A 23,558-nucleotide genomic window follows, 5' to 3' on the forward strand; every position below is an offset into this window, starting at 1 on the left:
CCCCTGAGGGGGGCGGGCCTATGCTGTCGTCTTCAGATGCTGGGTGGGTGCGCGATTAGCTGGGGGGCTTTTCATGTGGTCAGTCATTCGGCGGTTCGGTGGTGTGCTCGTCGCCGGTTCCGCTCTGTTCTCCCTCTCCGCGTGCAGTGTTCCCATCGACGCCGTTGCCGGGATTTCCGTCGGTGCTGATGGGAAGTTGCTCGGGGTCATATTGGTGTGCGGGCATCACATCGACGGTGCGACTCTTTACATAGATAGCGAGGAAGCCGTCAAGGAAAGGAAGGTGGGGAGGTGGATCGCAGACCGTCCTCTTGGGCCCGGGCTCGTTACCTGGCCTCTTGAGACCCCTGCCGCGGGGTGGAGCGGAAAGGGGCTGTCCGCCCCTCTTCTGGGCCGCTTCACGTACGTGCTCTACGGGTGGACCAAGGACAACTCCTGGTCGGCGGTGGGTGTTTCTTTCAACGTGCGGGATCGGATTCCGCCCGGGCAGGTCCGGTACGAGAAGGAGGATTCCGCGGTCACGGTTTCTCTGGAGGAGTTCGAGGCTACCGCCTGTCAGTGGTAGGCGTGTCGATCAGTTTGCAGACCGTTTCGATGTCGATTTTTACCTGGGCGATGGAGGCGCGGCCCGAGAGCCAGGTGATCAGGGCCGAGTGCCAGGTGTGTTCGATGACACGGACCGCGGAGAGTTGGGCGGGCGTCGGGTCGGGTTCGCCCATGGCGTCGAGGATGATTGAGGTTGTCTGGCGGGAGACCTGGTCGACCTCGGGGCTTACGCTGCGGTCCGCGAAGGTCAGGGCTCGGACCATCGCGTCGGCCAGATGCGGCTCGCGTTGCAGCGCTCGGAACGCTCGCATCAGGGTTTCCGCGACACGGGCACCGGGAGAGTCCCCCGCGGGGGGTTTCTTCCTCAGCGTGCCGTGCATCTGCGCGAGTTGGTCCTGCATCGTGGCCACCAGAAGGTGGACCTTCGACGGGAAGTACCGGTACAGCGTGCCCAGCGCCACCTGGGACAACTCGGCGACCTCGCGCATCTGGACCGCGTCGAAGCCGCCGCGGCCGGCGAGTTGGGCGGTGGTGTGGAGGATCCTGCGGCGGCGGGCCTGCTGGCGTTCCGTGAGGGCGGGGGAGGGGGGTTCCGGGGGCATGGGTACCGTCCGTGGGGCCGGGTGATCGTGCGGTGCGCGGCCGTGGCGTGAATCACCTGATCCACTGCTCACAGGCCCCCTACCTGCCGGTAGATTCGAAGCCTCCCGGACGATCAAGTCTGAAACTTGTTCTAGATTAGCGCCCGGCGTAGTCTCGCCGTCTCGCGCAGGCAGAAGGGGGCCCGGAGTGACCGCTGAGGCCAGTGGGGCCGAACCGGCCACGGAACCGGCCACGGACGGAGGGCGCCCGCTCGCGATCGCGTTGCTCACGTACAAGGGGAACCCGTTCTGCGGCGGCCAGGGCGTCTACGTACGGCACCTCTCCCGCGAACTCGCGCGCCTGGGCCACCGCGTCGAGGTGATCGGCTCGCAGCCGTACCCCGTGGTCGACGAGGGCGTCACCCTCACCGAGCTGCCCAGCCTCGACCTGTACCGCCACCCGGACCCCTTCCGCACGCCGAAGCGCGACGAGTACCGCGACTGGATCGACGCGCTGGAGGTCGGCACGATGTGGACGGGCGGCTTCCCGGAGCCGCTGACCTTCTCGCTGCGGGCCCGCCGCCATCTGCGCGAGCGGCGCGGCGAGTTCGACGTCGTGCACGACAACCAGACGCTCGGGTACGGCCTGTTGGGCGACGTCGGCGCGCCGCTGGTCACGACGATCCACCACCCCATCACCGTGGACCGCCGGTTGGAGCTGGACGCGGCGCAGGGATGGCAGAAGCGGTACTCGGTGCGGCGCTGGTACGGGTTCACGCGGATGCAGAAGCGGGTCGCCCGCCGCCTGCCGTCCGTCCTCACCGTCTCCGGCACGTCCCGCCAGGAGATCGTCGACCACCTCGGTGTCCGCGACGACCGTATCCACGTCGTCCACATAGGCGCCGACACCGACCTGTTCGCGCCGGACCCCTCCGTCCCGGTCGTACCGGGCCGCATCGTCACGACGTCCAGCGCGGACGTCCCCCTCAAGGGCCTCGTCTTCCTCGTCGAGGCGCTCGCGAAGGTCCGTACGGAACACGCCGACGCGCACCTCGTCGTCGTGGGCAAGCAGCCCACCGAGGGTCCGGTGGCGCGCGCGATCGAGCGGTACGGCCTCCAGGGCGCCGTCGAGTTCGTGAAGGGCATCTCGGACGCGGAACTGGTCGCCCTGGTCCGCTCGGCGGAGGTCGCCTGCGTGCCGTCCCTGTACGAGGGCTTCTCCCTCCCGGCGGCCGAGGCGATGGCGACGGGCACCCCGCTGCTCGCGACGACGGGCGGCGCGATCCCCGAGGTCGCGGGCCCCGACGGCGAGACGTGCGTGGCGGTGCCGCCCGGCGACGCGGGAGCGCTGGCCGCCGGGCTCAGCCGGCTCCTCGGCGATCCGGACCTGCGCGCCCGCCTCGGCGCGGCCGGCCGGGAACGCGTCCTGTCCCGCTTCACCTGGGCGAGGGCGGCCGAGGGCACGGTCGAGCGGTACCGCGAGGCGATCGAGAGGAGCGGTACGTCCGCGTCGCGCCCCGGCGCGGACCGGCGGCCGGCGGGAGCGGGGGGCACCCGGAGCCACGCGACGACGGAGGCCGGGACAGCTGGAGCCGAGGCCGCCGCCCCGGCCGTGGACGAAGCCGCCCCCGGCTCCCCGCCCCGCGACCCTCACCCCGGCCCCCTGGGCGCCGGGCTTCCCTCCCCCCGTTCCACCACCCCCGAAAGCAGGGCCACGTGCTGACCGTCGACTTCTCCAGGTTCCCGCTCGCCCCGGGGGACCGTGTGCTGGACCTCGGGTGTGGAGCCGGACGGCACGCCTTCGAGTGCTACCGGCGGGGAGCGCGGGTCGTGGCGCTGGACCAGAACGGGGAGGAGATCCGCGAGGTCGCCAAGTGGTTCGCGGCGATGAAGGAGGCCGGGGAGGCGCCGGAAGGGGCCACCGCGACCGCCATGGAGGGGGACGCGCTCGCGCTGCCGTTCCCCGACGAGTCCTTCGACGTCGTCATCATCTCCGAGGTGATGGAGCACATCCCCGACGACAAGGGCGTACTCGCCGAGATGGTACGGGTGTTGAGGCCCGGCGGCCGGATCGCGATCACCGTACCCCGGTACGGGCCGGAGAAGGTGTGCTGGACGCTGTCCGACGCCTACCACGAGGTCGAGGGCGGCCACATCCGCATCTACAAGGCCGACGAACTCCTCGCCAAGATCCGCGAGGCCGGCCTCAAGCCGTACGGCACGCACCACGCGCACGCCCTGCACTCCCCGTACTGGTGGCTGAAGTGCGCGTTCGGCGTGGACAACGACCAGGCGCTGCCGGTGAAGGCGTACCACAAGCTCCTGGTGTGGGACATCATGAAGAAACCGCTGGCCACCCGGGTCGCCGAACAGGCCCTGAACCCGCTGATCGGCAAGAGCTTCGTGGCGTACGCGACCAAGCCCCACCTGCCCCGGGTCTCCGAGGCGGCGGCCAGGTGACCACCCCCCGGACAGAACACCTCGTCCTGCCCGGGGTCCTCACCGCCGAGCAGGCCGTGGCGACCGTGCGCGGCATCCTCGCCGTACAGCGCGAGGACGGCGCGATCCCGTGGTTCCGGGGCCACCACCTCGACCCGTGGGACCACACCGAGGCCGCGATGGCCCTGGACGCGGCCGGCGAGCACGAGGCGGCCGAGCGCGCCTACCTGTGGCTGGCCCGCCACCAGACCGAGGACGGCTCCTGGTACGCCGCGTACGCCGACGGCGCGCACGACGACGTCACCGACCGGGCCCGCGAGTCCAACTTCGTCGCCTACGTCGCCGTGGGCGTCTGGCACCACTACCTCGCGACCGGCGACGACACGTTCCTGGACCGCATGTGGCCCGTCGTGTACGCGGCCGTCGAGTGGGTGCTGCGCCTCCAGCAGCCGGGCGGCGAGATCGGCTGGCGCCGCGACGCCGACGGCACGCCCACCAACGACGCGCTGCTGACCGGGAGTTCCTCGATCCACCACGCCCTGCGGTGCGCCCTCGCCATCGCCGAGCAGCGTGAAGAGCCGCAGCCCGACTGGGAGTTGGCGGTCGGCGCACTGCGCCACGCGATACGCCGCCACCCGGAGCGGTTCCTCGACAAGGGCCGCTACTCCATGGACTGGTACTACCCGGTGCTGGGCGGCGCGCTGACCGGCGAGGAGGCCGAGTCCCGGGTGAAGGAGGGCTGGGAGCGGTTCGTCGTCCCCGGCTTCGGGGTGCGCTGCGTCGTCCCGAACCCCTGGGTCACCGGCGGCGAGTCCGCCGAACTCGCCCTGACGCTCTGGGCGATGGGCGAGTCGGACCGCGCGCTGGAGATCCTCCAGTCGATCCAGCACCTGCGGGACGCGGACAGCGGCCTGTACTGGACGGGGTACGTCTTCGCCGACGACGCCGTCTGGCCACGGGAGTTGACGACGTGGACGGCGGGCTCGCTGCTGCTCGCGGTCGCGGCGCTCGGCGGCCACGAGGCGACGTGCGCGGTGTTCGGCGGCGAGCAGTTGCCGGTGGGGCTGGACCCCGACTGCTGCTAGTGGCGGCGTCCGAGGTTCGCGACGGCGTGCCCCAGCACCAGGTACACGACCGCCGCGAGCCCGTACCCGGCGACGACCCGCGCCCACCGGTCGTCGAAGCTGAACAGGTCGCGGGACCAGCCCGCGAGCCAGTTCGCCGCGTCGTGCACGAACCGCACGAAGTCGTTCGCGCGGTTCGCGTCCAGGAGGTCCAGCGCGATCCACAGAACCAGCACGAGGGCCAGGACGTCGGCGACTCCCGCGACCAGCGACCCGACGCCTCTGCCGTTGCGATCCGGAGACATGCGGTACGGGTATCCCGGCGCCCGGCGATGAAACCTGACCCGCCTGACCTGCGCGTATCACGCGGCGTGAGCCTCCCCGGGTGGCGGACCGGCGTCCGTCGGGTGAGGCTGGCCGGGACAGCTCGGGGGGAAGTCCACACATCCCGGAGGACCCCGTGGCCGTACCGATACGGCGCCTTCTCGTGGCGCTCAGCGTGTGCTGTGCCCTGCTGGTGGGCGGGACCGCGTGTTCGAGCAGCGGGAAGAGCGCCGCACAGGACACCGTGGCCGCCGCTGTCGCCGCCGGTGACCCGACCCCCACGCCGACCGCCGAGCGGCAGCGCCTCGCCAAGACGCGGTTCGTGGCCAACGCGGGGCTCGCGGCCGGGGCGGCCTACCAGTGGATCGTGAAGCCCTGGAAGGCCGGCAAGTTCAAGAAGGGCACCAAGGGGCGGACGTTCGCGCTGGTCAAGGCCGGTCTCGCCGGGACCTTCGCGTACAACCGGCTCAAGGCGGCCAGCCGCAACGCGCAGGGCGACCCGCTGCTGTCGAAGGCGATGGCGCCGCTCACCTCGGGCATCGACGCGCTCAAGGATCTGCCGGCCAAGCTCCGCAAGGGCGACGACTCGGCGGCCGGTTCCTTCGACGACATCATCGGCAAGGTGAAGGACGCCGGGAAGAGCGCGGGCGCGACGGTCACGGACAAGGTGCCGTCGGCCGGGCAACTCGCGGGCGGCTAAGCCGAGTTGAGTTCTGCGAGCACGCGCAGGCTCTCCGGGTCCGGTGCCATGGCCAGCAGGTCGGTCACCGGGCCCTCGCGCCACGACTCCAGCCGCTCGGCGATGCGCCGGCGCGGCCCGACGAGCGAGATCTCGTCCGCGAACGCGTCGGGCACCGCCGCGATGGCCTCCCCCCGCCGCCCCGACAGGAACAACTCCTGGATACGGCGGGCCTGTTGCCCGTACCCCATCCGCGCCATGAGATCGGCGTGGAAGTTCCGCGTCGCCGCCCCCATGCCGCCGATGTAGAAGCCCAGCATCGCCTTCACGGGGGCCAGCCCCTCGGACACGTCCGCACACACGCGAACCTGGGCCATCGGCGCGACCACGAACCCCTCGGGCACGGTGACGTCCCCGTACGCCTCCGGCCGGTCCGGCGACCAGTACAACGGCAGCCAGCCGTCGGCTATTTCGAGGGTCTGGGCGACGTTCTTCGGCCCTTCGGCGCCTAGCAATACGGGGAGTTGGGACCGCAGCGGGTGGGTGATCGGCTTCAGCGGCTTGCCGAGCCCCGTCGCGTCCAGGCCCCGGTACGGGTGGGGGTGGTATGCGCCTTTGAGTTCCACCGGCCCCTCGCGGCGCAGGACTTGGCGCACGACGTCGACGTACTCGCGGGTCGCGGTGAGCGGCGACTTGGGGAACGGACGGCCGTACCAGCCCTCGACGACCTGCGGGCCGGACAGGCCGAGGCCCAGCAGCGCGCGGCCCCCGGAGAGGTGGTCCAGGGTGAGGGCGTGCATCGCCGTCGTCGTGGGGGAGCGGGCCGCCATCTGCGCGACGGCCGTACCCAGCCGGATGGTCGACGTGTGGGCGGCGAGCCAGGCGAGCGGGGTGAACGCGTCCGAGCCCCACGACTCCGCCGTCCACACCGAGTCGTAGCCGAGCCGCTCCGCCTCCTGGACGAGGGGCAGATGGCCGGGGTCGGGGCCGCGACCCCAGTAGCCGAGCGCGAGACCTAGCCGCATGGCATCTCCTGACGGTCCGTCAACTGGCGGGAGCCGTGCGACTGTACGGCAACGGCCCTCCACCCGGAAGGGTGAAGGGCCGTGTGCCTGAAGGGCGTTCGGTCAGCCGCGCTGGATGCCCGAACTGTCGCGCAGGACGCCGCGACGGCCGTCCTGCGTCTGCGCGATCAGGCCCTGCGCGTTCTGCTCGACCGCCAAGTACCAGGTACCCGGGGCGAGTTCGGCGATCGGGTTGGGCGCGCCGTCCTCCGCGAACAGCGGACGGGGCACCGGCACCGCGAACCAGAACGGCGAGAACTCCGGCGCGGGCTGCGCCGCCGGAGCCGGGGCGGGCTGGCCACCGCCGAACGGCGGCTGACCACCGAACGCCGACGGCTGCTGCTGCGCGCCCGGGTAGCCGTAACCGGCGGGCGGCTGCGGCTGGGCGCCGTACGGCTGCGGGGCCGGGGGCTTCGGCGCCGGGATCAGGCCGCCCTGGAGCGCCGGAACCAGCGGGGTCGCGACCGCGGCACCCGCCATCACGACCGTCGCCACGACCAGCAGGATCAGACCCGTGCCCGCGTCGATGGTGTCCTGCGCGCCCTGGAGGTTGTTCATGGCGCTCGTCGGGTCGAACACGTTGCCCAGCGCGCTCCACGCCGCGAACACCGTGAACGCCACACCGAACTGGCGCAGGTCCAGGCCCGCGACCTTCGGCACCTGCGGCAGCGCGCGCGAGACGACGACCAGTGCGGTACCGATCAGACCGGCCAGCACCACGCCCAGCAGGATCGGACCGCTCGCCCATGCGCTCGGGAAGTCGAAGCCGTCCGGGGCCTGATCGGCCGAGTAGACGTCGAGGAACGACGCGATGAACAGCAATACCGCTGCCCCGATCACCACGCCGTCGCCTCTAGTGAGGGAGCGGATATTCACTTCAGGTCCTTCGTCGCTCGTCTTGTCGTCTGTCGTCAACGTAGGAACGACATTATCGTCCGCGCGATCGGCCTGTCCGCCCGGAGAGGTCCGGTGAAGCTACCCGCGCAGGAAACTCACGATTCCCTCAGAGATCCCCTGTGCGGCCTTCTGCCGCCACGCCCCGCTCGTGAGCAGCGCCGCGTCCTTCGGGTCCCGCATGTTGCCGCACTCGATGAACACCTTCGGGACCGTCGAGAGGTTGAGGCCGCCGAGGTCGGTCCGGGTGACCAGGCCGGTGCCGGCGCCCACGTAGTTGGACGGCTTGCTGCCCGTCGTACGGCGGAAACCGTTCGCCACGAGTTCACCGAGCCGTTTCGAGGGGGCGACGATCGGGCGGGTGTCGGCGGTGCCCTCGTGGACCGCGCCGGGGAGGATCACGTGGAAACCCCGGTTGCCGGTGCCCGAGCCGTCCGCGTGGACCGACACGACCGCGTCCGCCTTCGCCGCGTTGCCGATCCGGGCGCGCTCGTCGACGCAGGGGCCGAAGGGGCGGTCGGCGTCCTGGGTGAGCTTCACCTTCGCGCCCTCGGACTCCAGGAGCGTGCGCATCCGGTGGGCGACGTCCAGGGTGAACTGGGCTTCCGTATAGGCGGAGTCGGTGGAGGTGGCGTTGGTCGACGTGGGGTTGGTCGAGGTGCCGGTGGTGTCGCACTCCTTCTTGTTCGTGCCGATGTCCACCAGGCGGTTGATCTCGGAAGGGTGGCGGTAGTTGGTGGGGTTGTGGCCGGGGTCGATGACGATCGTCCTGCCGGTGAGCGGCTTCGCCGGGGACTTCATGTCCGGCAGGGGGATCGCGGGCGCCGACGACATCGGCGCCGCCGTCGCCGTCGTCGTACCGCCCCCGCTCGTACCGCTGTACGCGAACCACCCGGCCGCCACCACCGGCACCAGCACCGCCGGTACCACTACCAGCGGCCGGCGGAAGGGGGAGCGTTTCTGCGGGGGGTCTGTGTACGGCACGCCGGCCAGCCTAGGCCCTGTCGCCGCCCCCGCGCGGCAGCCATGCCCACATCAGGATCGCGCCTCCGATCAGGACGGCGGTGCTCGTGCGGAAGACCAGGGCGTAGCCGTCGGTCAGGGCGGCGGGGGTGGTGCGGCCGTCCGTGCGGGTCGCGGCGAGGGTGGCCATGACCGCGAGGCCGAGGGAGCCGCCCATCGTGCGGGAGGTGTTGACCAGGCCGGAGACGATGCCCGAGTCGTCGGGCGCCGTGCCCGAAGTAGCCAGGGACGCCAGGGGAGTTGTCGCCATGCCCGCGCCGAGCATCATGAGGATGCCGGGCAGGACGATCGCGGTCAGCAGCTCGCCGTCCGCGCTCATCGTCGACTGCCAGGCGAACCCGGTCGCCGCGATCAGCGCCCCGAGGGCCGCCGTCGCGCGCGGGGACGCCGCCCGCATCAGGCGCGGCGCCAGCTTCGAGCCGACGATCACCGCGAGCGAGCTGGGCATCGTCGCGAGGCCCGCCTCCAGCGGGGTGTAGCCGAGGACGTTCTGCGCGTACAGCGTCATGAAGAACCACATGCAGAACGTCGCCGAGCCGCTGATGAACATCGCCACGTTCGCGGAGGCGACCTGCCGCAGCCTGAGCAGCCCGAGCGGCATCAGCGGGGACCTCGCGCGCGCCTCGACCGCCAGGAACACCGCGATCAGGACGGCTCCGGCGGCCAGCGGCAGCAGCGCGGCCGACGACGTCCACCCCTCCGACTCGATGCGTGAGATCCCGAACGCCAGCGTCGCGAGCCCGGCCGTGACCAGCAGCGCACCCGGCACGTCGAGCCGCCTCGTCGTCGCCGAGCGCGTCTCGGGCAGCCAGCGCAGGGCGCCCGCGAGGACCAGCGCGCCGATGGGGACGTTGATCAGCAGCACCCAGCGCCACGACAGGGTGTCCACCAGGAGCCCGCCGACCAGGCCGCCCGCCGAGCCGCCGCCCGCGCCGACCGCCGTCCACGTCGCTATCGCGCGCGCCCGCGCGGGGCCCTCCGGGACGGCCGCTGTCAGCAGTGTCAGCGTCGACGGCGCGAGGATCGCCGCGCCGAGGCCCTGCACCGCGCGGGCCAGCAGCAGTTCCCAGTCCGACTGGGCGAGGCCGCCGGTCAGCGAGGCCAGCGTGAACAGGGCGAGGCCGGCCAGGAACGTGCGCTTCCTGCCGAACAGGTCGCCCGCCCGGCCGCCCAGCAGGAGGAAGCCGGCGAACGTGATCGCGTACGCGTTCACCACCCATTGCAGGCCCGGCGCGCTCAGGCCGAGGTCCGCGCGGAGCGAGGGGAGGGCGACGTTCACCACCGAGATGTCCAGCACGACCAGGAACTGTCCGGCGCAGGCGAGCGCGACGATCAGCCAGGCGGGCGGGCGGTGCTTCGGCGGGGTCGGGGCGGGGGCGGCGGCGGGGGCCTTGGTGGGCTCGGGAGCGGAGGGCATGGTGGTCATGGTCGCAAGTGGTTTCTGGTCCGTACATCGGGTTTACGGAGCAATGCGGCTCGGACCGGGGGCCTACGACTTTGTGCGGGGGCGCGGCGCCGTGATTCCGTGAGGTCCACGCGGTGCAGCGGAGGTCTCCCTCCGGTTTCCCAAGAAATGGTCAAGGATCCCGTGGTTGTACAGGGCGATGGAATAGTTGCCTGTGCATACGTGGTTCTGGCTGCACGTACCCCTTTCCTTACCTGGCCCCTACGTGGCCCTGGAGGCTCCAGCCCATGTCGCACACGCCGACCGACCGGACCACCCGCGAAGCGAGCGGTGCCGTCGTGCCGGTCCTCGCCTTCGCGGGCATCGTCGTCGCGGTCATGCAGACCCTGCTCGTCCCCGTGATCAAGGACCTGCCGCAACTGCTCAGCACCGCGCCCTCCGACGCGACCTGGGTCCTCACCTCCACCCTCCTCTCCGGCGCCGTCGCCACGCCGATCATGGGGCGCCTCGGCGACCTCATCGGCAAGCGGCGCATGCTCGTCACGAGCCTGTCCGTCATGGTCGTCGGCTCGCTGATCAGCGCCGTCACCAGCGACCTGCTGACGATGATCGCCGGACGGACCCTCCAGGGCTTCGCCATGGGCGCGATCCCGCTGGGCATCGGGCTCATGCGGGACATGCTTCCCCGCGAGAAGCTCGGCTCCGCCATGGCGCTGATGAGCTCCTCCATCGGCGTCGGCGGCGGACTCGCGCTGCCCGCCGCCGCGCTCGTCGCCCAGCACGCCGACTGGCACGCCCTCTTCTACGGCTCCGCCGGGCTCGGTGTGCTCTCGATCGTCCTGACGCTGCTCGTCGTGCCCGAGTCGCCCATGCGGGCCGAGGGGTCCTTCGACCTGCCCGGCGCGCTCGGGCTCTCCGCCGGGCTCGTGCTGCTGCTTCTGCCCATCACCAAGGGGAGCGACTGGGGGTGGGCCTCCGGTACGACCCTCGGGCTGTTCGGCGCGGCCGTCGTCGTCCTCGTGCTGTGGGGGCTGTACGAGCTGCGCGTGGCCGCCCCGCTCGTCGACCTGCGCACCACCGCCCGGCGCGAGGTCCTGCTCACCAACCTCGCGTCCATCATGGTCGGCGTCAGCTTCTACGTCGTCTCCCTCGTCCTGCCCCAGCTCCTCCAGCTGCCCACCGCCACCGGGTACGGGCTCGGGCAGTCCATGGTCGTCGCCGGTCTGCTCGTCGCCCCCCTCGGGCTCACCATGATGTTCACCGCGCCCGTGTACGCGCGGATCTCCGCCAAGTACGGGCCCAAGGTCACCCTCATCCTCGGGATGCTGATCATCGCGATCGGGTACGGGGCCGGGCTCGGGCTGATGAGCGCGGCCTGGCAGAGCGCCGTCATCGCCGTCGTGCTCGGCGCCGGGATCGGGCTCGCCTACTCCTCGCTGCCCGCGCTGATCGTCGGCGCCGTCCCCGCCTCCGAGACCGGCGCCGCCAACGGGCTCAACACCCTCATGCGGTCCATCGGGACGTCCGTGTCCAGCGCCGTCATCGGGATGGTCCTCGCGAACACCGCGAACCATGTGGGAGGCGTCGCCATTCCTACGATGCACGGGTTCCGGGTCTCCTTCCTCATCGCCACCGCCGCCGTCGCCGTGGGGCTGGTCCTCGCGCTGTTCCTGCCGGGGAGGCCGAAGGCTGGGGGTGTGCAGGGGGTTCAGCTGCGGGCCAGCAGCGAGGAGGACGCGAACCTCGCCCGCGCCGAGGAGGCCCTGCGCGGGTTCCGGGGGCGTGTGCTCTCCGCCTCCGGCGAGCCTGTCGCCCGGGCCAAGGTGACGCTCATCGACCGGCGGGGGCGGCAGGCCGGGTCCGCCGTGTCCGACGAGGACGGGCGGTACGCGGTGACTGTGCCGGGGGCGGGGGCTTATGTTCTCGCCGCGAAGGCTGTCGGGCATGGGCCGCTGGCTTCGCCGGCCAGTCATGTGGGGGAGGACACGGTGGAGTTGGATCTGGCGTTGCCTTTGGGCGAAGGGGTTGCTTCCTCCGTTCAGTAGGGGGTGGGCGGGGAGCTGTGTGGTCGGCTGCGGGTGGTTCGTGGCTGGTCGCGCCCACGCGGCGGAGCCGCATACCGACACAGCCCCGCGCCCCTTCAGGGCCTTGGTCGCTGTGGCGATCTGGCGTGGCCCCCCTTTCCGCGTGGTGGTCGGCGTGCGACAGCATGAGGGCCTGCATCGTCGTACCTCCGGAAGGAAGCCCTCATGGACGCCCTCGCCACTCGGCCCGAGCCGGAGATTCTGGCTGCCTTTCTCGGGGCCAAGGGGTTCATGCCCGAGGACGAGGGGCTGGCTCTGTACGCCGTCGCCGTCGAGGCGGGGGCCCTGGGGCTGCCGTTGCTCGAAGTGGGGACCTACTGCGGGCGGTCCGCCGTGCTGCTCGCGGACGCGGCCCGGCGGACCGGCGTCGTCGCGCTCACCGTCGACCACCACCGGGGCAGCGAGGAGCAGCAGCCGGGGTGGGAGTACCACGACCCCGAGACCGTCGACCCCGAACTCGGCCTCATGGACACCCTCCCCACCTTCCGCCGCACCCTCCACAGGGCCGGGCTCGAAGAACACGTCGTCGCCCTCGTCGGCCGCTCCCCGCAGATCGCCCAGCTGTGGAACTCCCCCCTCGGCCTCGTCTTCATCGACGGCGGCCACACCGACGAGCACGCCACCGCCGACTACGAGGGCTGGTCCCCGCACGTCGCCCAGGGCGGCCTCCTCGTCATCCACGACGTCTTCCCCGACCCCGAGGACGAGTTCACCGGCCAGGCCCCGTACCGGATCTACCTCCGCGCCCTGCGCTCGCGAGTCTTCGAGGAACTCGGCGCACAGGGGTCCCTGAGGGTCCTGCGGAAACGGTGAACTCCCCTTGCCCGCAAGACCGGTTGGCCCCCTTTGTTCCGAGGTGGGCCGGTAAGATGATCTAGTGGGGAAGGAGCCCGGATGGACCGGAACATACGTACCGTCGACGACGTCCTCGACCTGCTGGACACCCTCTTCGCCCCCGGCGCCGACCGGTGGACCGACCAGGCCGGCGACTGGTGGGACGGCTTCTACGCGGACCGCTCCCGCCCCGTCCCCTTCTTCGTCGACAAGCCCGACGAAAACCTCGCCGCCCTCCTCGAACAGCGTGTCCTCACCGGCGGCCGAGCCCTCGAACTCGGCTGCGGCCCCGGCCGCAACGCCCGCCACCTCGCCGCCCACGGCTACCGGGTCGACGCCGTCGACATCTCCCCGGCCGCGATCACCTGGGCCGAGGAGCGGGCCCGCGAGGCCGGTGCGGACGTCCGGTTCCACCTCGGCGACGCCTTCAGGCTCGTCGGTACCGAGCTGACCGGCCCCTACGACCTCGTCTACGACTCCGGCTGCTTCCATCACCTGCCTCCTCACCGCCGTATCAGCTACCTGCGTCTGCTCGACCGGGCCCTCGCGCCCGGCGGGTACTTCGGACTCACCTGCTTCGCCGCCGGCGCGATGGGCTCGGAACTCCCCGACGCCGACTTCTACCGCGAGGGCGCCCTCCAAGGCGGCCTCGCCTACACCGACGACTCCCTGCGCGCGATCTTCGGAGAGCTGACCGAGGTCACGCTCCGGAGGATGCGGGAGGAGGGGGAGGGGTCCCCGCACTTCGGCAAGGACTTCTTGTGGACTGCGTTGTTCCGTAAGGCCGCTCGGTAGCCGGCTCGGCCGGCCGTTCCCGTCGGGGGGCGTTCCCGTCGGGCGGACGACTTTTCCCGACCTCCGGTGCCTGATCCTCGGTGCTCGGTGCTCGGTGCTCGGTGCTCGGTGCCCGGCCCCCGGCTACAGCCATCCCTGCTGTCGCGCCTCCCGTAGTGCCTCCGTGCGGTTGCGGGTGCCCGTTTTTCCGATCGCCGCCGAGAGGTAGTTGCGGACCGTCGACTCCGACAGCCGCAGCCTCTCGGCGATGTCCGCCACCGTTGCCCCGTCCGCCGACGCCTCCAGGACCCCGCGCTCACGGGTCGTCAGCGGGTTCGGGCCGGACGCGAGGGCTGCCGCCGCCAGCGCCGGGTCCACCACCGTCTCCCCGGTCAGCACCCTCCTGATCGCCTGCGCCAACTCCTCCACCGGGCCGTCCTTCACCAGGAACCCCGCCGCCCCCGCGTCCATCGCCCGCCGCAGGTACCCCGGCCTGCCGAACGTCGTCAGGATCAGCACCCGGCAGTCCGGCACCTCGTCCCGCAGCTCCGCCGCCGCGTCCAGCCCGCTCTTGCCCGGCAGCTCGATGTCCAGGAGGGCCACATCGGGACGGCACGTCAGCGCCGTGTCCACGATCACGTCCCCCGCGCCGATCTGCGCCACCACCTCGATGTCCGGCTCCATCCCCAGCAGCAGCGCCAGCGCGCCCCGCATCATCCCCTGGTCCTCGGCGAGCAGTACCCGGATGGACCTCGCCGGACGGTGACTGCTCGGCATCTCGCTCGCTGCCGGGTCCAACGGGGGGTACGGCGAGTTCAGGGGGCTGCTGGTCACGGGGACAGCCTAGGGCCGGGGCCCGAGGAGGGCGCGGTGTGACGGGGGGCCGGGGCGGGGCGCATGGTGTACACGCCCGGCGCACAGGGTTCAGGGTGCCAGCCGTCCACGCTTCCGGCACCGTGCACGGGGTCCCTCCGGGGGGTGCCGTCGAAATCCTCGGCTTCCGCCGGCAACTCTGCGATCACCGTGAACCCACCTCGCGCCCCCGGCCCGGCTTCCAGGGTTCCGCCGACTGCTGCGAGGCGTTCACGGAGCCCGATGAGCCCGGTGCCGCGGGTGGGGGTGGTGGCTGGGGCGGAGGGGGGTTCGGTGGTGGTCGGGGAGCCGGTGTTGGGGGTGGTCGAGGTGCTGGTCGCCGGGGGGCCTGCGTCGGCGGGGGTTGGGGTGCGGGGAGGTGCGGAGGCGGTGCCGGTGTTGGCCGGGGTCGAGGTGCTGGTCGCCGGGGGGCCTGCGTCGGCGGGGGTCGGGGTGCTGGGAGATGTGGAAGTGGTGCCGGTGCCGGCGGGAGAGCCGGGAGATGCGGAAGCGGTGCCGGTGTCGGCCGGGCCGTCGGGAGATGCGGAAGCCGTGCTGGTGTCGGCCGGGGTGCCGGTCGCCGACGAACCCGTGCCGGAGTCGTCAGCGGTGCTCCGCGTCCCGGTAGCCGAGGCGGCTGTGCCGGCAGTGCCGGGCGCCCCAGCGGTGGTCGAGTCGTCCGAGCCGAGGGCGTCGAGGTCAGGGCCCGGAGCCTTGACGCCCGTCGCGCTCATACCCGGGGCGTCGAGCTTCCGATGCCCGGCTCTTGAAGCGCCGTCGGCCCTTGAGGAGCCGTCGATCCCCGGGGCATCGCCACCTCCCGAAGTATCGCCAACCCCTCTGATGCCGACGGTCCTTGGGGCATCGCCGGTTCCCGAGCCGCTGCCCGGCCCTGAGGTATCGCAGCCCCCCAAGACACCGCCAGCCCCCGAGCCACCGCCGGTCCCGGTGGCGCCGTCAGTCCTAGAGTCACCGTCAGTCCCCAAGGCGCCGCCAGCCCCCGAAACCGTGCTGCCCCCCGACTCGTCACCCACCCGAGCCGTCCTGCCCCGCTTCGGCAGTGGTCCGTCGTCCGTCACCGTCAGCCGGACCCGTCCCTCAGCCCCCGTCAGTGCGATCGCGCAGTTCCTCGCCCCGCTGCCGTGCCGGACAATGTTGGTGACGGCCTCGCGGACCACCCAGCTCAGGAGGGCTGCTGTGTGAGGGGAGAGGGGTGGGCCGGATTCGGTGATCGTGGGGGTGATGCCGGCGGTCGTGAGGGCCGAGCGGGAACGGTCGAGCTCGGTCGTGAAGCTGCTCTCCCGGTAACCGGTGACCGCCTCGCGGATCTCCGTGAGGGCCTGGCGGCCCACCGACTCGATGTCCGTGATCTGGACGAGGGCCGCGTCCATGTTCCTGGGTGCCAGGCGGCGCGCGGCCTCCGACTTCACGACGATCACGGAGAGGGTGTGGCCGAGGAGGTCGTGCAGGTCACGGGAGAAGCGGAGCCGTTCCTTCTCCACCGCGCGCCTGGCGAGTTCCTCGCGGGCGGAGCGCAGTTCCCGGACGGTGTCCGAGAGGGAGAGGACGGCGGCCGTCACGAGCGTCGAGATCCATGTCGCGTACGCCGTGTCGAGGCTGCTCCAACCCCCGCGCACCACCCCGACCGCGCCGGAGAGGGCCGTCAGGGCGAGGCTCGCCCAGCGCAGGTGCGGCATCCGGATCACCGCGCCCGTCGCGAGGCCGAGCAGCGGGAAGAACAGCAGCCAGGTGCCGCCGTAGCCCAGGGCCAGCGCGCAGGTGATCAGGGTCAGCAGCGCGAGGGCCACCCTCGTCGACGTCGCTTCCCTGGTCTCCCGGAGGAAGGCGCGGAAGACGACGTAGATATAGAGCGAGTTGAAGGCGAGCAGCCCCAGGCCGCCGATCACCGGGTTCGGGGTCTCGGGCTGGAAGAGGTTGGAGAAGGCGCCGAGCCCGATCAGCAGCCAGGGCAGCATGCTGAAGCCGCTGAGGGTGAAGTCCCGGGGTTCCCTGGCTCTCCCCGTCCCGCATTTCCTGTGCATCCCGCGATTCCCCCGTCCGTCCTGTACCGCTCCGCCGATTGCTGTGAGTCACGACGCTACGCGCCTCCCATCCCCACCCGACAGAACCGTCCGTACCGACTCCAGCAGTACAAATGTCACACCCCTGCCACGCATCCCTGCCACACACCCTTGCCGCACACCCCCGCCACACGCCCCGGTCGCACGCCCCTGCCACCCCCCCCGCGAGCACCTCGCCGGAAAGCGCCGGGCCCGAATCTGATGACTCGTCAGGAGCCTTCACAATCGAACAGCCCTCGGCTATACCTAGGGCGCCGGACTGGAACAGGTTCCAGTCCGGGCCGCGACGACCTCGGTGCGGCCGACGGTGCGGACAGCCGTACCGAGGTCTTGGACGCACCGCCCCACGCACCGCACCGCCCCACGCACCGCACCGCCCCACGCTCCGCCCCGCCCCACCAGGGAGCCCCCTTGCCCATCGACGCAGCCGCCGCCCTCGCCGCCGCCCCCCGCACCGGCGAGATCGCCTGGACCCGCAAGGACGTGCAGCTCTACCACCTCGGCATCGGCGCCGGCACCCCCGCCACCGACCCGGACGAACTGCGCTACACCCTGGAATCCCGCCTGCACGTCCTCCCGAGCTTCGCGACGGTCGCCGGAAACGGCTCCCCTGGGGTGATCAGCGGCCTGTCGATGCCGGGAGTCGACGTCGACCTGTCCCAAGTCCTGCACGGCGGCCAGTCGTTGACGATCCACCGCCCGATCCCGGCGGAGGGGACCGCCACGGCGACCGGCCGCATCGCGGCGGTGTACGACAAGGGCAAGGCCGCCGTCCTCGTCATGCGCACCGAAGTCGCCGACGCCGACGGCCCGTTGTGGACCGGCGACGCGCACATCTTCGTACGCGGCGAAGGCGGCTGGGGTGGCGAGCGCGGCCCTTCCGGACGCCTCGAACCCCCCACCGGGGAACCGGACTTGACCGTCGAGCGCGAGATCCGCGAGGACCAGGCACTCCTCTACCGCCTCTCCGGCGACTACAACCCCCTCCACGCGGACCCCGACTTCGCGAAGCGCGCCGGGTTCGAACGGCCCATCCTGCACGGCCTGTGCACGTACGGCATGACGCTGAAGGCCGTCGTGGACGCGGAGTTGGACGGGGACGTGAGCCAAGTCCGGGCGTACGGCACGAGGTTCGCCGGGGTCGTCTACCCGGGGGAGACGCTGCGTATCCGCATGTGGCGCGGCGAGGGGGCCGTACGCGTCGCGGTGAGCGCCGCCGAACGCGGTGACGCGCCCGTGCTCGCCGACACGATCGTCCAACACACCATGATCTGAGGGGAGTCGCGCCCATGCGCGCAGCCGTACTGCACGAGATCGGTCAGGACAAGCTGGAGGTCCTCGACGACGTCGAGGCTGTGGGGTTCGGGCCCGGCAGGGTGAGGATCCGGGTGCGGGCGACGGGGCTGTGCCACTCGGACCTGTCCGCGATGAGCGGGGTGCTGCCGCAGCCGGGACCGTTCGTGCCGGGGCACGAGGGTGCGGGCGAGATCCTCGAAGTCGGGGAAGGCGTGAGTCACTTGACGGCCGGGGACCGGGTCGTCGTGTGCTGGCTGCCCGCCTGCGGCGCCTGTCCCGCCTGCAAGCGCGGCCAGACCGAGCTGTGCCTCGCCGGGTTCATGAACGCCGGAACCCCCAACTTCCGCCGCCCCGCCGGGGATGTGTTCGGGTTCGCGGGGACCGGCACGTTCGCGGAAGAGGTCGTCGTCGACGCCGGGTGCGCGGTGCCGATCCCCGAGGACGTGCCCTTCGACATCGCCGCGCTCATCGGCTGCGGGGTGACGACGGGGCTCGGTGCCGCCCTCAACACCGCTGACGTGGAAGCCGGCTCGTCCGTCGCCGTGATCGGGTGCGGGGGTGTCGGGATCTCCGCGATCCAGGGCGCGCGGCTCAAGGGGGCCGCCGAGATCGTCGCCGTCGACCCGGTCGCCTCCCGGCGTGAGGCGGCGCTCAAGTTCGGTGCGACGAAGGCGGTTTCGCCCGACGAGTTGCCCGGAGCGAAGCAACTGGTCACCGGGGGCGAGGGGTTCGACTACGTCTTCGAGGTGGTCGGCCGGTCCGCCACCGCGCGCACCGCCTACGAGAACACCCGGCGCGGCGGCACCCTCGTCGTCGTCGGCGCCGGAGCGATGGACGACTTCCTCCAACTCAACATGTTCGAGCTGTTCTTCGACGAGAAGCGGATCCTGCCGTCCATGTACGGCGGCGGCGACGTCCTGCGCTCCTACGAGCGGACCATCGCCCTCTGGCGGGCCGGGCGCATCGACCTCGCCGGGCTCATCACGCACCGGGTCCCGCTCGCCGACGTCAACGAGGCACTCGACCAGATGCGCACCGGCGTCGCCCTGCGCACCTGCATAGAGATCTGAGGAACCGTCATGTCCCGTCCCCTGGAAGGACTTTCGGCGATCGTCACCGGCGCCGGGCGCGGACTCGGACGCGCCGAGGCGCTCGAACTCGCCAGGCTCGGCGCGGCCGTCGTCGTCAACGACTACGGGCAGGCCGGCCGCGACGGCTCCGGCGAGGCGTCCGCGACCCCCGCGGAGGAGGTTGCCGCCGAGATCCGCGCCGCCGGGGGCGAGGCCATCGCCCACACCGGGGACGTCTCCGACTTCCAGCAGGCCCGCGAACTCGTCGAGTTGGCGATCGACACGTACGGCGAGCTGGCCGTCCTCGTCAACAACGCGGGCATCCTGCGCGACCGGATGGTGTTCTCCATGACCGAGGGGGAGTGGGATGCGGTTGTCCGGGTCCATCTCAAAGGGCACTTCAACACGACCCGGTTCGCGGCGGCGCACTGGCGGGAGCGGTCGAAGCGGGAGGGGGGACCGGTGTACGGCCGGATCGTCAACACCTCCTCCGAAGCGTTCCTCGCGGGCTCCCCGGGACAGCCCAACTACGCTGCCGCCAAAGGCGGAATCGTCGGCCTCACCGTCTCCACCGCCCTCGCCCTCGCCAAGTACGGCGTCACCGCCAACGTCATCTGTCCCCGCGCCCGCACCCGCATGACCGAGGACGTCTTCGCCGCCGTCGAGGAACCCGGCCAGGGCATCGACCCCCTCTCTCCGGCCCATGTCGCCCCCCTCGTCGGCTACTTGGCCTCCCCGGCCGCCGCCCGCGTCAACGGCCAGCTCCTCGTCGTCCACGGCGGAATGGTCGCCGTCGTCGAACGCCCCCGCGTCCGCGCCAAGTTCGACAGCAAGCAGGACGCCTTCACCTACGACGAACTGGACGCGGTACTGACCCCGCACTACGCGCAGCGGCCCAGCGGGGAGACCTTCGGCGCGTCCGAAGTACTGGGACTGCGACGGGAGTAGAGCGCTCCGCCCTCACAAGGAGCCGCAGGACCGGCTCTCACAAGAAGCCGACAGGACCGCCACGCCGCCCCGCCACCTCCGCCCTGATCAACTCCGCCACCTGCTCGTCCTGTTGCGCAGGCCGCTGCGAACGCCCCGGCCACAGCGGGCCGAACGCGTCCCCGTGCCAGCGTGGCACCAGATGCACATGGAGATGGAACACGGTCTGAGTAGCCGCCGCTCCCGCCGAGTTGACGACGTTCAGACCATCGGGGGACAGCGCACGCCGCAGCGCCGGAGCCAGACGCAAGAGCGCCGTCGTCAGCCGGTGCGCGTCCGCCGCGCCGAGGTCCACATATCAACTCCCGCTGGAAAAAGCCCTGTTCAAGAAAAAGGCCCCGCCGGTCACCCCTCGGTGACCAGCGGGACCCGCGTGTTCGAACCGGCTACGCCGCAGCCGACTCCACCTGCTCCGTCGGCCTGCGGTGGCGGCCGTGGGGGGCCGTCTCCGCGTCGTGGGCCGACTGCTGGCCGCGGTGGCGGCCGGCGCCGTCGCTCTCGTGGCCGTGCGTCTCGGCGGACGGCCGCTGCGTGGTGATTGCGTCGCTCATCGGAAGTGTTCCACCCCGTCAACATGATCCTTCTTACAGCCCGGCGAGTCTATCGAGGCGCCTGGGAATGCAAGGGGCGGGTGGGGCGTCGGCACCTACTTCGTTACACGTTTGTCGAGTGGCGCCTGCTGCAACGGCACCGGACGCGGCGCCGAGACCGTACGCGTCACCTCGACCCCCTCCCACGCCCGCACCCGCGCCACCCCGCACGGCTCGCCGCCCGTCGTGTACGGCAACCCCAGCACCCCCTCCGCCGACCACCACCCGCTGCTCGTCAACCACCCCTCGGGCGCCGCGACTTGCCGCACCCGCCGGTCCGCCGCCCGCCACATCCCCACCCAGCACCCGAACGCTCCGTCGACACGCAGCGCCACCGCACAGCTCTCCGGCAGCAGCACCTGCCCCGGCTGCACGGCGAACGGCGTCACCGAACACCCCGCCAGCCGCAGCGACTCGGGGAAGCGGACCGGCAGCGTGCTCCCCAACACCCCCCACCCGAGCCGGGGTTCACCCGGCGCGTCCGACCGGATCAGCAGCAGCCCGCTGTCCGGATCGGCGAGCAGCAGCCGGTCGTCGCTCTCCTCGGTGATCTGGAGGAGCGGCGACACGGCACCGCCGCGCCCGAGGTCGACCGCAACCGCCTTGGTGCGCCCGCCCAGTTCGCGGTCGACGGCCAGCAGCCGCCCGTCCGGGTCCAGCCACACCCCGCCCCCGCACCGCCCCGGCACCTCCGCCAGCCGCTCGGGCCCGAACGCGCCGCCGGCCACCTGCCACACGGCCGTCGACGACTCGCCCACCGCGAGCGCGAACACCCGTTTCCCGCACGGCGACGGCGGCAGCAGCGACAGGTCCGCACACTCCACCGCCCCGAGCTGCACCTCCCCGGTGCCGGGCCCCGTCGGGTACAACAGCGAGAAGAGATGCCGCTCTTCGACCCGCCGATGGATCAACACCCGCCCGTCCGCGAGGGGTTGGACCTCGGTCCCGGCCTCCTCGGGCTGCGCGCCGGGCAGCGGTACGACGTACGCCTCCGGCCCGCCCAGCGACCATCTCTCCGGGAACCACGCGTCCCCGTCCCGGGCGAGCCGCGCCCCGTACCCCCCGTCCGCAGTGATCACGCAACCCGCTCCCGTCGCCCCCTCCGCGCCCCCCGCGGCCGGTTCGATCACACAAGCCGTCATCGTCCGATCACCTCCGCCGCAGAAGCTAGTTTTCGCACGCGCGGCCGTGGGACGAGCGGGCCCGCACTTCGCTCGTACGAGTGGCGCAGAAGCGATTCCTCTGAGGCGGGGAGGGGGTATGTGCTGCGAGGGGAGGACGGGGTACGGGACCGGCGCCCGGAGCCTGGCCGCCGTAGTTATCCACAGGTATCCCCACGACCGGTACGTTCCACAGGAACCGGCAGGTAGCCTTGGGTGCGTGCCCCGTCTGTCTGAAGTCATCGCCGCGCTGGAGAGTCTGTGGCCCGCCGAGCGGGCCGAGTCCTGGGACGCGGTCGGCACCGTCGTGGGCGATCCGCAGCAGGAGGTCGGGCGGGTGCTGTTCGCCGTCGACCCCGTCCAGGAGATCGTCGAGGAGGCGGTGAAGCTCGGTGCGGACCTGCTGGTCACGCACCATCCGCTGTACCTGCGGGGCACCACGACCGTCGCCGCGTCCACGTTCAAGGGCCGTGTCGTGCACACGCTCATCAAGAACGACGTCGCGCTGCACGTCGCGCACACGAACGCCGACACCGCCGACCCCGGCGTCTCCGACGCCCTCGCGGGCGCGCTCGGCCTGCGCGTCGTCCGCCCCCTCGTGCCCGACACCACCGACCCCGCCGGACGGCGTGGCCTCGGCCGCGTCTGCGAGCTCGACCACCCGCTGACCGTCCGGGAGTTCGCCGCCCTCGCCGCCGAGCGGCTGCCCGCCACCGCGCAGGGCATCCGGGTGGCCGGCGACCCCGAGGCCGTCGTCCGCACGGTCGCCGTCAGCGGCGGCTCGGGCGACAGCCTCTTCGCGTACGTCCGCGCCGCGGGCGTCGACGCGTTCGTGACCGCGGACCTGCGCCACCACCCGGCGTCCGAGGCCCGCGCCGAGCACCCCCTCGCGCTGGTCGACGCCGCGCACTGGGCCACCGAGTGGCCCTGGTGCGAGCAGGCCGCCGCCCAGCTCGACGCGGTCTCCGAGCGCGAGGGCTGGGGCCTGCGCACCCACGTCTCCGCCACGGTCACCGACCCCTGGACCAGCCATTCCGCATCCCCCTTTGGAGCCCCCAACTGAACGCCGCGCCCGCCGACCAGAACCGCCTTCTCGACGTCCAGGCCCTCGACGTCCGACTCCAGCAGCTCGCCCACAAGCGCCGCTCGCTGCCCGAGCACGCCGAGATCGAGTCCCTCGGCAAGGACCTCACGCAGCTGCGTGACCTCCTCGTCGCCGCGACGACCGAGGAGAGCGACTGCTCGCGCGAGCAGACCAAGGCCGAGCAGGACGTCGACCAGGTCCGCCAGCGCGCCGCGCGCGACCAGCAGCGGCTCGACTCCGGCGCCGTGACCTCGCCGAAGGACCTGGAGAGCCTCCAGAGCGAGATCGTCTCCCTCGCGAAGCGGCAGAGCGACCTCGAAGACGTCGTCCTCGAAGTCATGGAGCGCCGCGAGTCCGCGCAGGAGCGCGTCGCCGAGCTGACCGAGCGCGTCGGCGCGGTCCAGGGCAAGATCGACGACGCGACCGCCCGGCGCGAGGCCGCGTACGCGGAGCTCGACGGCGAGGCCGGGACCGTCACCAAGGAGCGTGCCGTCGTCGCGGGCGCCGTCCCCGCCGACCTCCTCAAGCTGTACGACAAGCTGCGCGAGCAGCAGGGCGGCATCGGCGCGGCCAAGCTGTACGCCCGCACCTGCCAGGGCTGCCGCCAGGAGCTGGCCGCCGCCGAACTCGCCGAGATCCGCAAGGCGCCGACGGACGCGGTGGTGCGCTGCGAGAACTGCCGCCGGATCCTGGTCCGTACGGTCGAGTCGGGGCTGTAGGAGGCGTG

Annotated in this window: 23 protein-coding genes and 1 pseudogene; 13 read left to right on the top strand and 11 right to left on the bottom strand. The window is 71.9% G+C overall.

Annotated features, from left to right (window positions below; all coding sequences use genetic code 11):
* Positions 1-73: 73 nt before the first annotated feature.
* Positions 74-565: a hypothetical protein gene (locus PV682_RS23645; protein ID WP_319733012.1), complete on the top strand. Its 492-nt coding sequence runs from the start codon at positions 74-76 to the stop codon at positions 563-565.
* Here PV682_RS23645 and PV682_RS23650 read toward each other — a convergent pair.
* The gene (locus PV682_RS23650; protein ID WP_319733014.1) at positions 546-1,148 is read right to left on the bottom strand and encodes a TetR family transcriptional regulator; all 603 of its coding nucleotides are present in this window, start codon (positions 1,146-1,148) and stop codon (positions 546-548) included. The two genes, PV682_RS23645 and PV682_RS23650, sit on opposite strands and share 20 nt — an antisense overlap.
* A gap of 187 nt (positions 1,149-1,335) precedes the next feature.
* Between PV682_RS23650 and PV682_RS23655 the strand changes: the two genes are divergently transcribed.
* From PV682_RS23655 to PV682_RS23665, 3 genes are read left to right on the top strand one after another with little or no spacing between them, the layout of a single operon-like run.
* Entirely contained in the window at positions 1,336-2,850 is a 1,515-nt protein-coding gene (locus PV682_RS23655; protein ID WP_319733016.1) for a glycosyltransferase family 4 protein, read from the top strand.
* Positions 2,844-3,587 carry a class I SAM-dependent methyltransferase gene (locus tag PV682_RS23660; protein WP_319733018.1) on the top strand — a complete coding sequence of 248 codons (744 nt, stop codon included), beginning with the start codon at positions 2,844-2,846 and terminating at the stop codon, positions 3,585-3,587. The genes PV682_RS23655 and PV682_RS23660 overlap by 7 nt, the downstream gene beginning before the upstream one ends.
* The gene (locus tag PV682_RS23665) at positions 3,584-4,651 is read left to right on the top strand and encodes a prenyltransferase/squalene oxidase repeat-containing protein (RefSeq protein WP_319733020.1); all 1,068 of its coding nucleotides are present in this window, start codon (positions 3,584-3,586) and stop codon (positions 4,649-4,651) included. The genes PV682_RS23660 and PV682_RS23665 overlap by 4 nt, the downstream gene beginning before the upstream one ends.
* On the opposite strand, the gene PV682_RS23670 is transcribed toward PV682_RS23665, so the two are convergent.
* Complete coding sequence (locus PV682_RS23670; protein WP_319733023.1) at positions 4,648-4,935, bottom strand: hypothetical protein; 288 nt, start codon at positions 4,933-4,935, stop codon at positions 4,648-4,650. The genes PV682_RS23665 and PV682_RS23670 overlap by 4 nt on opposite strands.
* Before the next feature lie 155 nt (positions 4,936-5,090).
* Here PV682_RS23670 and PV682_RS23675 point away from each other — a divergent pair, with 155 nt between their 5' ends.
* Positions 5,091-5,654, top strand: coding sequence for a hypothetical protein (locus PV682_RS23675; protein WP_319733025.1), 564 nt, complete (start codon positions 5,091-5,093; stop codon positions 5,652-5,654).
* Here PV682_RS23675 and PV682_RS23680 read toward each other — a convergent pair.
* From PV682_RS23680 to PV682_RS23695, 4 genes are all read right to left on the bottom strand, one after another.
* A complete protein-coding gene (locus tag PV682_RS23680) occupies positions 5,651-6,658 on the bottom strand; it encodes an LLM class F420-dependent oxidoreductase (protein WP_319733027.1) in 1,008 nt (335 codons plus the stop codon). The genes PV682_RS23675 and PV682_RS23680 overlap by 4 nt on opposite strands.
* Before the next feature lie 102 nt (positions 6,659-6,760).
* Positions 6,761-7,573 carry a DUF5336 domain-containing protein gene (locus PV682_RS23685; RefSeq protein WP_079057182.1) on the bottom strand — a complete coding sequence of 271 codons (813 nt, stop codon included), beginning with the start codon at positions 7,571-7,573 and terminating at the stop codon, positions 6,761-6,763.
* Between the two features lie 99 nt (positions 7,574-7,672).
* Positions 7,673-8,575, bottom strand: a complete 903-nt coding sequence (locus tag PV682_RS23690) for an N-acetylmuramoyl-L-alanine amidase (protein WP_407705727.1) — start codon at positions 8,573-8,575, stop codon at positions 7,673-7,675.
* A 10-nt stretch (positions 8,576-8,585) separates the two neighbouring features.
* On the bottom strand, positions 8,586-10,040 hold the full coding sequence (locus PV682_RS23695) for an MFS transporter (protein ID WP_319733029.1): 1,455 nt from the start codon (positions 10,038-10,040) through the stop codon (positions 8,586-8,588).
* 266 nt (positions 10,041-10,306) lie between these two features.
* On the opposite strand from PV682_RS23695, the gene PV682_RS23700 reads away from it, so the two are divergent.
* The 3 genes from PV682_RS23700 (at position 10,307) to PV682_RS23710 (ending at position 13,732) form a co-directional block, all read left to right on the top strand.
* The gene (locus PV682_RS23700) at positions 10,307-12,064 is read left to right on the top strand and encodes an MFS transporter (protein WP_319733031.1); all 1,758 of its coding nucleotides are present in this window, start codon (positions 10,307-10,309) and stop codon (positions 12,062-12,064) included.
* Positions 12,065-12,268: 204 nt separating this feature from the next.
* Positions 12,269-12,916, top strand: a complete 648-nt coding sequence (locus tag PV682_RS23705) for a class I SAM-dependent methyltransferase (protein ID WP_319733033.1) — start codon at positions 12,269-12,271, stop codon at positions 12,914-12,916.
* A gap of 81 nt (positions 12,917-12,997) precedes the next feature.
* A complete protein-coding gene (locus tag PV682_RS23710) occupies positions 12,998-13,732 on the top strand; it encodes a class I SAM-dependent methyltransferase (RefSeq protein WP_319733035.1) in 735 nt (244 codons plus the stop codon).
* A 123-nt stretch (positions 13,733-13,855) separates the two neighbouring features.
* On the opposite strand, the gene PV682_RS23715 is transcribed toward PV682_RS23710, so the two are convergent.
* Positions 13,856-14,488: a response regulator transcription factor gene (locus PV682_RS23715; RefSeq protein ID WP_055725313.1), complete on the bottom strand. Its 633-nt coding sequence runs from the start codon at positions 14,486-14,488 to the stop codon at positions 13,856-13,858.
* Between the two features lie 1,010 nt (positions 14,489-15,498).
* Positions 15,499-16,613 (bottom strand): annotated as a pseudogene (locus PV682_RS23725) (sensor histidine kinase); the annotation flags it as partial.
* 442 nt (positions 16,614-17,055) lie between these two features.
* On the opposite strand from PV682_RS23725, the gene PV682_RS23730 reads away from it, so the two are divergent.
* The 3 genes from PV682_RS23730 to PV682_RS23740 are packed head-to-tail and all read left to right on the top strand — an operon-like array spanning position 17,056 to position 19,958.
* Entirely contained in the window at positions 17,056-17,919 is an 864-nt protein-coding gene (locus tag PV682_RS23730; protein ID WP_319733037.1) for a MaoC/PaaZ C-terminal domain-containing protein, read from the top strand.
* Positions 17,920-17,933: 14 nt separating this feature from the next.
* Positions 17,934-19,010, top strand: coding sequence for a Zn-dependent alcohol dehydrogenase (locus tag PV682_RS23735; RefSeq protein ID WP_319733039.1), 1,077 nt, complete (start codon positions 17,934-17,936; stop codon positions 19,008-19,010).
* 9 nt (positions 19,011-19,019) lie between these two features.
* On the top strand, positions 19,020-19,958 hold the full coding sequence (locus tag PV682_RS23740; RefSeq protein ID WP_319733042.1) for a 3-oxoacyl-ACP reductase: 939 nt from the start codon (positions 19,020-19,022) through the stop codon (positions 19,956-19,958).
* Between the two features lie 37 nt (positions 19,959-19,995).
* On the opposite strand, the gene PV682_RS23745 is transcribed toward PV682_RS23740, so the two are convergent.
* From PV682_RS23745 to PV682_RS23755, 3 genes are all read right to left on the bottom strand, one after another.
* The gene (locus PV682_RS23745) at positions 19,996-20,292 is read right to left on the bottom strand and encodes an HIT family protein (RefSeq protein WP_319733044.1); all 297 of its coding nucleotides are present in this window, start codon (positions 20,290-20,292) and stop codon (positions 19,996-19,998) included.
* Between the two features lie 91 nt (positions 20,293-20,383).
* Positions 20,384-20,548 (bottom strand): hypothetical protein, encoded by a 165-nt coding sequence (locus tag PV682_RS23750; RefSeq protein WP_319733046.1) that lies wholly within the window; start codon positions 20,546-20,548, stop codon positions 20,384-20,386.
* 95 nt (positions 20,549-20,643) lie between these two features.
* Positions 20,644-21,729 (bottom strand): TolB-like translocation protein, encoded by a 1,086-nt coding sequence (locus PV682_RS23755; RefSeq protein ID WP_319733048.1) that lies wholly within the window; start codon positions 21,727-21,729, stop codon positions 20,644-20,646.
* Positions 21,730-21,967: 238 nt separating this feature from the next.
* On the opposite strand from PV682_RS23755, the gene PV682_RS23760 reads away from it, so the two are divergent.
* Positions 21,968-22,810: a Nif3-like dinuclear metal center hexameric protein gene (locus PV682_RS23760; RefSeq protein ID WP_319733050.1), complete on the top strand. Its 843-nt coding sequence runs from the start codon at positions 21,968-21,970 to the stop codon at positions 22,808-22,810.
* Positions 22,807-23,550: a zinc ribbon domain-containing protein gene (locus tag PV682_RS23765; RefSeq protein ID WP_319733128.1), complete on the top strand. Its 744-nt coding sequence runs from the start codon at positions 22,807-22,809 to the stop codon at positions 23,548-23,550. The genes PV682_RS23760 and PV682_RS23765 overlap by 4 nt, the downstream gene beginning before the upstream one ends.
* The last annotated feature ends 8 nt before the right edge of the window (positions 23,551-23,558 follow it).

It is taken from the genome of Streptomyces niveiscabiei, assembly GCF_033794345.1.
GTDB classification, from domain to species: Bacteria; Actinomycetota; Actinomycetes; order Streptomycetales; family Streptomycetaceae; genus Streptomyces; species Streptomyces niveiscabiei.

What these genes read in the sequence shown, in the direction of transcription:
- PV682_RS23645 (WP_319733012.1), top strand. Translation starts at nt 74, where the DNA reads ATGTGGTCAGTCATTCGGCGGTTCGGTGGTGTGCTCGTCGCCGGTTCC.
- PV682_RS23650 (WP_319733014.1), bottom strand. Translation starts at nt 1,148, where the DNA reads ATGCCCCCGGAACCCCCCTCCCCCGCCCTCACGGAACGCCAGCAGGCC.
- PV682_RS23670 (WP_319733023.1), bottom strand. Translation starts at nt 4,935, where the DNA reads ATGTCTCCGGATCGCAACGGCAGAGGCGTCGGGTCGCTGGTCGCGGGA.
- PV682_RS23680 (WP_319733027.1), bottom strand. Translation starts at nt 6,658, where the DNA reads ATGCGGCTAGGTCTCGCGCTCGGCTACTGGGGTCGCGGCCCCGACCCC.
- PV682_RS23695 (WP_319733029.1), bottom strand. Translation starts at nt 10,040, where the DNA reads ATGACCACCATGCCCTCCGCTCCCGAGCCCACCAAGGCCCCCGCCGCC.
- PV682_RS23700 (WP_319733031.1), top strand. Translation starts at nt 10,307, where the DNA reads ATGTCGCACACGCCGACCGACCGGACCACCCGCGAAGCGAGCGGTGCC.
- PV682_RS23705 (WP_319733033.1), top strand. Translation starts at nt 12,269, where the DNA reads ATGGACGCCCTCGCCACTCGGCCCGAGCCGGAGATTCTGGCTGCCTTT.
- PV682_RS23710 (WP_319733035.1), top strand. Translation starts at nt 12,998, where the DNA reads ATGGACCGGAACATACGTACCGTCGACGACGTCCTCGACCTGCTGGAC.
- PV682_RS23715 (WP_055725313.1), bottom strand. Translation starts at nt 14,488, where the DNA reads ATGCCGAGCAGTCACCGTCCGGCGAGGTCCATCCGGGTACTGCTCGCC.
- PV682_RS23735 (WP_319733039.1), top strand. Translation starts at nt 17,934, where the DNA reads ATGCGCGCAGCCGTACTGCACGAGATCGGTCAGGACAAGCTGGAGGTC.
- PV682_RS23740 (WP_319733042.1), top strand. Translation starts at nt 19,020, where the DNA reads ATGTCCCGTCCCCTGGAAGGACTTTCGGCGATCGTCACCGGCGCCGGG.
- PV682_RS23750 (WP_319733046.1), bottom strand. Translation starts at nt 20,548, where the DNA reads ATGAGCGACGCAATCACCACGCAGCGGCCGTCCGCCGAGACGCACGGC.
- PV682_RS23755 (WP_319733048.1), bottom strand. Translation starts at nt 21,729, where the DNA reads ATGACGGCTTGTGTGATCGAACCGGCCGCGGGGGGCGCGGAGGGGGCG.